General features: G+C 46.8%; 6 protein-coding genes, 1 other RNA gene and 1 pseudogene. 3 read left to right on the top strand and 5 right to left on the bottom strand.

Annotated elements, in window-relative coordinates; translation table 11 throughout:
- A partial coding sequence (locus QKW35_RS19290) for a metallophosphoesterase (protein ID WP_282355768.1) occupies positions 1-660 on the top strand: 660 nt, incomplete at its 5' end.
- A gap of 144 nt (positions 661-804) precedes the next feature.
- Here the strand turns inward: QKW35_RS19290 and QKW35_RS19285 are convergent.
- The 5 genes from QKW35_RS19285 to QKW35_RS19265 all read right to left on the bottom strand — a co-directional run bounded on the left by QKW35_RS19285 (position 805) and on the right by QKW35_RS19265 (position 6,067).
- Positions 805-1,812 (bottom strand): TniB family NTP-binding protein, encoded by a 1,008-nt coding sequence (locus QKW35_RS19285; RefSeq protein ID WP_282355766.1) that lies wholly within the window; start codon positions 1,810-1,812, stop codon positions 805-807.
- A 204-nt stretch (positions 1,813-2,016) separates the two neighbouring features.
- Entirely contained in the window at positions 2,017-3,753 is a 1,737-nt protein-coding gene (locus QKW35_RS19280; protein ID WP_282355764.1) for a Mu transposase C-terminal domain-containing protein, read from the bottom strand.
- Positions 3,754-3,755: 2 nt separating this feature from the next.
- Positions 3,756-4,376: a TnsA endonuclease N-terminal domain-containing protein gene (locus tag QKW35_RS19275; protein ID WP_282355762.1), complete on the bottom strand. Its 621-nt coding sequence runs from the start codon at positions 4,374-4,376 to the stop codon at positions 3,756-3,758.
- A 133-nt stretch (positions 4,377-4,509) separates the two neighbouring features.
- Positions 4,510-4,606: signal recognition particle sRNA small type (gene ffs / locus QKW35_RS19270), an RNA gene on the bottom strand.
- A gap of 162 nt (positions 4,607-4,768) precedes the next feature.
- Positions 4,769-6,067: a DUF3422 domain-containing protein gene (locus tag QKW35_RS19265; RefSeq protein ID WP_282355769.1), complete on the bottom strand. Its 1,299-nt coding sequence runs from the start codon at positions 6,065-6,067 to the stop codon at positions 4,769-4,771.
- 198 nt (positions 6,068-6,265) lie between these two features.
- Between QKW35_RS19265 and hpaR the strand changes: the two genes are divergently transcribed.
- Positions 6,266-6,688, top strand: a complete 423-nt coding sequence (gene hpaR / locus QKW35_RS19260) for a homoprotocatechuate degradation operon regulator HpaR (protein WP_282355760.1) — start codon at positions 6,266-6,268, stop codon at positions 6,686-6,688.
- 436 nt (positions 6,689-7,124) lie between these two features.
- A pseudogene (locus tag QKW35_RS19255) lies at positions 7,125-7,430 on the top strand (aldehyde dehydrogenase family protein); the annotation flags it as partial.
- Positions 7,431-7,716 lie beyond the last annotated feature (286 nt).

Here is a 7,716-nt window from a genome sequence, read left to right as displayed (position 1 = left end):
CGTGATTTCTTCATTGTTAGCTCTCCGTATTGGCGTAGTGTACGCCGGAGAACTCTAAATGTGGATGCCGCTATTTTAGGGGAGGTTTACAATTACAGTCATGACCGCCTGATCTGCGTAGGGGATCTGATCGACCGTGGCCCAGAAGTGATTGAATGTTTGAACCTCCTCAATCAATCCTGGTTCCACTCTACCTTGGGCAACCATGAATTGATGTTTCAGGCTGCTCAGCACAATGACTCAGTCAAACATCTACATATGGCAAACGGTGGAGAGTGGGTTGATGATTATTCTGAACCTGTACTACAGCTATTAAGCGATCTTATTACGCGGGCAATGCCGTTAACGATAACTGCACAAATCGATCACTCTCGACAAATCGGTGTTGTACATAGTACCGCTTTGGATACCTGGAAAGAGACGACATTAATTCGAGACGATGCTGGCATTGAATACGTCGTCTGGAATTTTGCCCATGCATCAAAGGCCAAGATGGGACAGGCCATTGATCATATCTGTGATATTGATGTGGTGGTAAGCGGACACCTTGCTGTTAAGCAGATAATCATTGGTGGCAATCAGATTTGGATAGACACCCAAAGGAAAAGCGGGCGGTTTACGATCCTTAGTGCGGGGCAGTTATTTGATATGGTTTCATAATGTTATGAGAAACGTGCTCGGGTCCTCGCTTATGTGGATTGCTTAAGTCGGAATAATTCACTGTAGACACTCACCAGCCGCTCCTCGTTGCGATTTTCATACTCCACCGGTAATAACTGATGGCGATTCAATAGATCTAACCGTTCACTTCTTCAGTAGTTGAGTCAACGACATCCCCTCTGTAAACCTTGTCGCGACTAAAGCTTCTGCTTCCGCAACAGCATTTGCATTATAAGTTGAGTAACACTTCACTTCTGAGAATTTCAATTTGGAAGGGTCTTGCCCGAATGGATTTTGTTCGCCGGGATAAAAAAGAGAAAACGCACAGAAAAGATGCTCAGGCAGCAAGGTTTCAGCCCGCAATTCAAGAGCAATGGCTACTGCTTCGTTTAGCAAATGCTTGAGCTTTCGGATCTCTCCTCTACTTACGTAGAACAAAGGAAACACAATCCGCTTATCCTCTATCCGTGGCGTCACCTCAAACGGCATCCTTAGAGCTAAACCTTTAAGGAAGCGTACAAACTCTTCCAAATCCTCTGAAAGCTTAAAATATGGTAATTGGCGTCGAAAGATCAATCGCGATGCCCACTGCGGTTCTTCAGTTATGCATTCCGCCCATGGCATTCCAACAAAAACGATCGGAACACAGGCCTCCTCACTGATGTACTTAAAACGGTTAGCTATAGCTTGCCTTGATTTTGCATTCTTAAATTCAATCAACTCCTGGAATTCATTGATAATTATGAGCTCAGTCTGGCACTGTTTCAGTAACGCCACTAATGATTCTGTTAATCCAATATCATTGCTTCGACGCTTACGATAATCGCTCCCAAACTGCCCCAAATCATATAACAGTTGGATCATGGTTTGCTCAAGATCGAGCCTACTAGGAATACGACTAACCAAGATAGGGCATGTCAACACATTTCCTATCTGATGTTTATGAAAACGTTCTTTATAGTAATTGATGAGATGGGACTTTCCGGACCCAGTGTCCCCGGTTAATAACATGCACTGCTGATCTCCTCCGAGCTCGCGATATGTACGCAGACGATCGAAATCACTCAGAATCTGTGTGATTATCGGACGCTCAACAAAACAGCTCTTAAAAGCACTAAGATCAGCTAGCTGCTCTGCACTGAGGCGTAACATCAGTATGCATCCAACTTAGATACATACGAGTCCCATTCTTCCAATATCTCATCAATATCTTTTCCACCACGCTTACTTGAAGGAGTCTCTTCGCCAAATACCTGTGAATCACCTACAGGCTCATTTACCTGGGGTACTATGGTGTACGGACCATCACTACCGATATTTTGACGCCTAGCAACAGCCTTTGCCCCTTTGAGCTTCTTACGCTTTTGTTTTCCTGCCCCAGAAATCATCATCTTTAATACGCTTATCAATGAATGCTCGCGTTTCTGCTAAGTGCTCTAATTCTAATCTAGATCGAGTAAGTAGACGCGCAACACGCCGGTTCGTCTGATGCTGGAACAGAGTCAGTCCTTCTGTGTAGCCGGTAGAGTCAACACTTGGAACCCGAATATAACGGCCCTCCTTATCAAGGTATACATAGACACAAGACAAATTGGACGGATTTATTTTAACTTTAACCTTAAGATTTTCCTTTCCACCACTGGATGGAGCATTCTTCCTATACTCTGAAAGCTCCGGACTTGAGTAGTATATTCCTAAAAATTGTACTCCTGTTTTCCTCAGCGTTCGTTCACGAACCATTCCTAATTCTATTATTAACCTATCCGACATTAATCCATCATACTGAATAGGCGGATACATAGCGACACCGTCATTCCACGTCCAGATTGGTATTCGTGTCTCTCGTTCATCCGGCTCGAAGTGATATTCATCAATTATCCATTTATGAAAAACTTCCATAAACGTTGACACCCGCATCACCGCATCTTGCTCTGGTTTATAGTCTTTGAGCTGAACAACATTAGAAAATGTTTTTCCAGGAATAGAATTTAGTAGCTTTTGATTGACTGTCGAAAAAAAACGTTCGATAAGTGGTTTAAGCCATGGGCGAGCAACTGGATTGTATTGAACGTCTCCAACGACAGCGTTACAAGCATCTTCTAGATCTTTACTCCAAAATTCCGCTCCATTATCAACAACCAGAACCTCTATCTTCCCAGAACATGGCCAATCTTTCTTAATCGCCGGGTACTTGTTTTTAACCCACTCCTTCCTCAGCATAGCGTTTAGTAGAGCTTTACGGACAGCGTCATAACTTGGCTCTCTATATCCAATGTAAAAACCAACAATACAACGACTATACGAATCAATCAGCGCTGTTAAATATGGCCTGCCTAAAGGAATATGTAGCTCATCATCCAAGAGGATCAGGTTTAATGGCGTATGGTCAATTTCGACTCGCTCAAGAACCCTAGTGCTTGGAACATGGACTCCCACTTCTCTAAAGTGTCGGTCAGCATAGTTTTTCCCATATCGGGCAACAGCTACTTTATAAGGTGGGAGCTTATTAATTCGGTCATAAAATGCCCGCTTACTAATAGGCTTAATTCGCCCTTCAACCAAATTTTTATTCGTGATCGTTATCAAGTCAACGTAGTACCTATAAACCCTCGCTATAGACATACGTTCTTTGCGCATGTATTTTTCTTCTACTGCTTTCCAATAATAAACGCTATCGTTAACTACCTTCTGGTTCCTATTCCCTTTTTTCCTATGCTGTGGAACCAATGCTTCCACAGATCGACCTGCTTTTTCATAACTACTTCGCCATTCGGCGATTGTCCTCCACTTAGGAACGGGCCCCTTGAGATGCTCAGGTACCTTAGCAAGAAGAGGATTAAGGTTCTTTTCAGTCCAGCCAGCTTTGTTACTCTTCTGAATCCATTTTATATAACTCAAACGCCTAAAAGCTTCATCAAGTTCTTCTTGTGAGTATGTATCTAGGGAACCTTCAATTTTCCTCCTGTTAATACACTCTGAAGGTGGAGGCGATGGTACGTCCGATATTTCATTTCTCAATACGCTGTCTGAAGCTATTTCGCGGACAAACTCGTCCTCGAATAGCCCTTGTGATGGAGGTTTCTGGTCGGCCATCATTAGCACCAAACGAGAGAATCTCGGCTCAAAGCTTCACTTGACAGATCGGCTTTCAACTTGCCGATTGATAGCCACGTAAGAGTCGAGGCTAGCACAACTCCTTCTGATTCGTTGGTAGCCTCAATAAGATTGCGTACTCGAACCATTCCTGATGACTTAACCAGATCCAATAGCTTGAAATGAAGAGGAGTTAGGCTTTGGATCCCTGAATAGCGGTGTAGTAGTTTGAGATTATTCAGTATAGGACTTACTCGAATCTGTCTCTCGGTGACAAGAATTAGAGGCACCCCCAGTTCATTTGCCGTCGACTGCAGAGCTGAAAACTTATCTCTAAATACCTGTTTAAGTGTTTTCGACGCAGGCTTGACCTCAATGTAGCGGACACCATTTACTCGGTCATAGACGCGAAAGTCCGGAGTGTAAGGCAATCGCTTACCACAAAATGAATAGTAGAAGCCCTCTGGCTGCGCTTCAAAAGCAACAATATCTGGAGAGTACTCAAAGTGAAAGCAAGCGTCATATTCAAGCGCAGACTCAACGACCAACACGTTATCCATTTTAGGACTAGCGAATTTGAAGAGGTTTTTTACGCGGGAATACTTGAGATTGCGCCGATACATAGACTGCGGCCCTATCTGTAGCTTTACTACAAAAAATAGTCTATGCAGCCTTATACTGCAAATTGTGCAAGCTTATTCGCAATTTATGCAGGTATATAGTGAAAGGGACACCAGTTAGATAAACTGGGGGTGACCCCACCAGCCACATCCCGGCACACGAATCCACCGCTGTGGCTGCTCCCTTCCGGGCCTGACCAGATTCACGGTTTATCGTTGCGGGAGGACCAGCAGGGCCACCACAACACGGCTTAGAAAAAGCCTCATCCAGAGTTGGACAACTCAAGATAGGCGCGCAGTATACCAACATGATCTTGATTATCAAGGAGTTTCTGATGAGCAGATCACGAAATAATTTACGATGCCAATCTCGATACGTTTGAGGCTGATTTAACTCAGTCTTCCTCGTCATACCCCTTCAGTAGCTGGCGTACATAGAGCCAGAGGACGCCGGCAATAAGTGGTACGGAAAAGCTCAGCCCCATCAACACATCATCACGTAGGCTATTCCCCGGTACTGTATTTCGTATAGTTCGCTCAATCAGGTCGAAAGCGTAATACGTCACAACAATGATAGTGAAGCTCTCCAGCTTTGCCTGTAGCCGCAGCTGACGACGAGCGCGACCGTTCAGCGCTTCCAACAGATCACGGTTCTGCTGTTCGATCGACAGATCTACCTGGGACCGGATCAACTCACTCACCCGTGCAATACGTTTGGACAAGTGCTCAATACGCTTTCCAGCCGCCTGACAGGTGCGGCGTGCAGGTTCCAGACGTCGCTCCATAAACTGGGTAATAGTTTGCAGACCTTCGATACGCTCCTGACGCAGCTCATTTAACCGGGTATCCAGCAACGCAAAGTAGGCATCACTGGCAGAGAACCGGTTGGCCGTGTCTGCAGATAACTCTTCCACCCGAGCGGCGAGGGTCATCAGCTCCTGCAATACTTCCGATGACTGTTCCTGATGATCCCCGGTCATCCGATGGGTGATATCTGAAAGCTGTTTGTCCAATTCGGTGATCAGTGGCATCGCTCGCTGGGCAAACGGCAGCGCCAGCAGCGCCATGTGGCGGTAGGTTTCAATCTCACAGATACGTTGCAACAAACGCCCCGCCTGGAACGGCTGCAAGGCACGGTCCTCTACCAAGACCCTAACAAGCCCGGTCTTTTCGCGTACGGCAAAATCAGTCCAAAGAGTAGCACCACCACTCATCACGTCTGATCCCGCCAACTGGCGGTCACCAAACTGCTCGGCGGCGAAGTCCCGCTTACCGAAATACTTGCGACACCAAGCCAGTGGATCTTCCCGTCGGCGGCGGAACAGAATTTCGGCCCCCACCAGCATTTCACCGGGTAACAGGTCACCCGAGATCAACGGCAACCAGCGTTCGCCCAGCACGTCTTCAGATTCTGCACCAAAGTGGTACAACGTCAGGCTATAAAACTCATTGTGTCGTTCAAACCTCAGCCCCATCTCTGCGGAGCTGACAAAAAAGAAACCGGAATCAGATGTTTTCGCATCAATACCCAGTCGGACGGCCATATCCAGTGCAGCGTCTACGGCCTGTTTCATCTGATCACTAGGCAACATTATCGCCAGATGCACCATATAGAGCGGCGCCTGAACCTTCTGAAACGGCCGGGCATGGACTTCGTTGGTAATCCGCTCATACAACGTGTGGGTCTGCATCATCACTTAAGGTACTTATCCTCCCCTTCTCGACAGATCATGCTTTTGAAGTGATCCATCCTAAATATCTTTCTTTGGTTGTTGCTAATACTTTTTTCTGAAGCATTATCTGTGCCTAGGTTATCCAAAGTCCCCACTTGAAATAACCGGACCATCACCGGACAATACAACAGATAACATCTTAAGGATTACCCAACCTCTATGCGCAAGTTCGAAGACTCTATTCCCCTGCAACTGCTCAAGGCCCGTGAAGCGACCATGAGTTTTTTCCGTCCGATTCTGCAGGAGATCTCACTAACCGAACAGCAGTGGCGCGTAATCCAAGCCCTCAACGAGTACACCGAGCTGGAATCCAAACAACTGGCAGAGCGTTGCTGCATCCTCAGCCCAAGTCTGACCGGTATCATCAATCGCCTCGAACAACAGGGCCTGATCCAGCGTCGCAAGTCACCAGACGATCAGCGCCGCGTACTACTGAGTCTGACCGATGAAGCCAAACAAATGTTTGAGGACGTCAGCCCTCGCCTGGATGCCCGCTATAAAGCGATGGCCGAACAGATCTCCGAGGAAAAGCTAGAACTGCTGAACGAGTTACTCGGCGAGTTGTGCAAGCTCAAACCCTAAACGCTCTCTTCCTTTCCCAAATACGCCCGTTGATGTCGGGTCGATCGCACTCGACATCAAATGCCCCCATCCATAATCCTTCTTTTTAACACCGGTACTGAATTCCTATCGGCATCATTGGCCATAGACTAAAGGCTAAAGGTTACGAAATCAGCAACACAGTGTGTGCTTTCGACCTTTTGACATTAGATAACATCTTCATTAATTTAATATATTAAATATGCATGTCTCACCGGCATCTGATTCAGGCAGCGAACCGTGGACTGAGCCATCATAGAGATGTGGGACAAAAACCTGATGAGGTGAAAGAGAGATGGGCGAAATCGTACTGGCAGCAAAAATCCCCCACGTACCAACGATGATTCTGTCGGAGTCCGCAAACGAGGCGCCACTGCGCGGCTGCCGTAAGCAGGCAATCGAACTGGACGTAAACACTCAGGAAGCCTTTGGTCCGGTTGCGATCCTCTCCCGCTTCTCCGATTTTGATGCGGCACTGAAGGAGGTGAACAACTCCGACTTCGGGCTGCAGGCCGGTATCTTCACCCGCGATATCTACAAAGCCCAGAAGGCCTGGGATGAGCTGGATGTGGGCGGCGTGGTAATTGGCGATGTACCATCCTGGCGTGTGGACCATATGCCATACGGCGGCGTGAAAGACAGCGGCCTGGGCCGTGAAGGGATCCGCTATGCGATTGAAGATATGACCGAGATCCGTTTGCTGGTCGTTCGCGATCCATCCTGATCACCCCAAACCTCGGGACTGCTATCAACCCGGTAGCAGTCTCGTTATACGTTTCAGGTTTAGCCCCTTCCCCTGAAACAGAGAACACCCTGATCAAAAAACATACTGGATGGCGCTGTTTTCTGCCCTCCCGCAGCTGGAAGCATCAAAATCACCCGCTAACTCTTGTTTTAATCCACAAAAAATATAATGATGTTCGACGACGGTTAATTATAATTTTACGCCCAAATCGCCATAATTTGCGGTAGCTATAAGCCCGAACAGGATCTAAAACTCACAGTAATTA

Source organism: Pontibacterium granulatum (genome assembly GCF_029961155.1).
GTDB lineage: Bacteria > Pseudomonadota > Gammaproteobacteria > Pseudomonadales > Balneatricaceae > Pontibacterium > Pontibacterium granulatum.
Note: the sequence above shows the minus strand (reverse complement) of the source record. Positions and strands in the feature narration are given on the sequence as shown.

Excerpts from the sequence above, each read along its gene's own strand:
- QKW35_RS19275 (WP_282355762.1), bottom strand. The coding sequence starts at position 4,376 with ATGTATCGGCGCAATCTCAAGTATTCCCGCGTAAAAAACCTCTTCAAA.
- QKW35_RS19265 (WP_282355769.1), bottom strand. The coding sequence starts at position 6,067 with ATGATGCAGACCCACACGTTGTATGAGCGGATTACCAACGAAGTCCAT.
- hpaR (WP_282355760.1), top strand. The coding sequence starts at position 6,266 with ATGCGCAAGTTCGAAGACTCTATTCCCCTGCAACTGCTCAAGGCCCGT.
- QKW35_RS19280 (WP_282355764.1), bottom strand. The coding sequence starts at position 3,753 with ATGGCCGACCAGAAACCTCCATCACAAGGGCTATTCGAGGACGAGTTT.
- QKW35_RS19285 (WP_282355766.1), bottom strand. The coding sequence starts at position 1,812 with ATGTTACGCCTCAGTGCAGAGCAGCTAGCTGATCTTAGTGCTTTTAAG.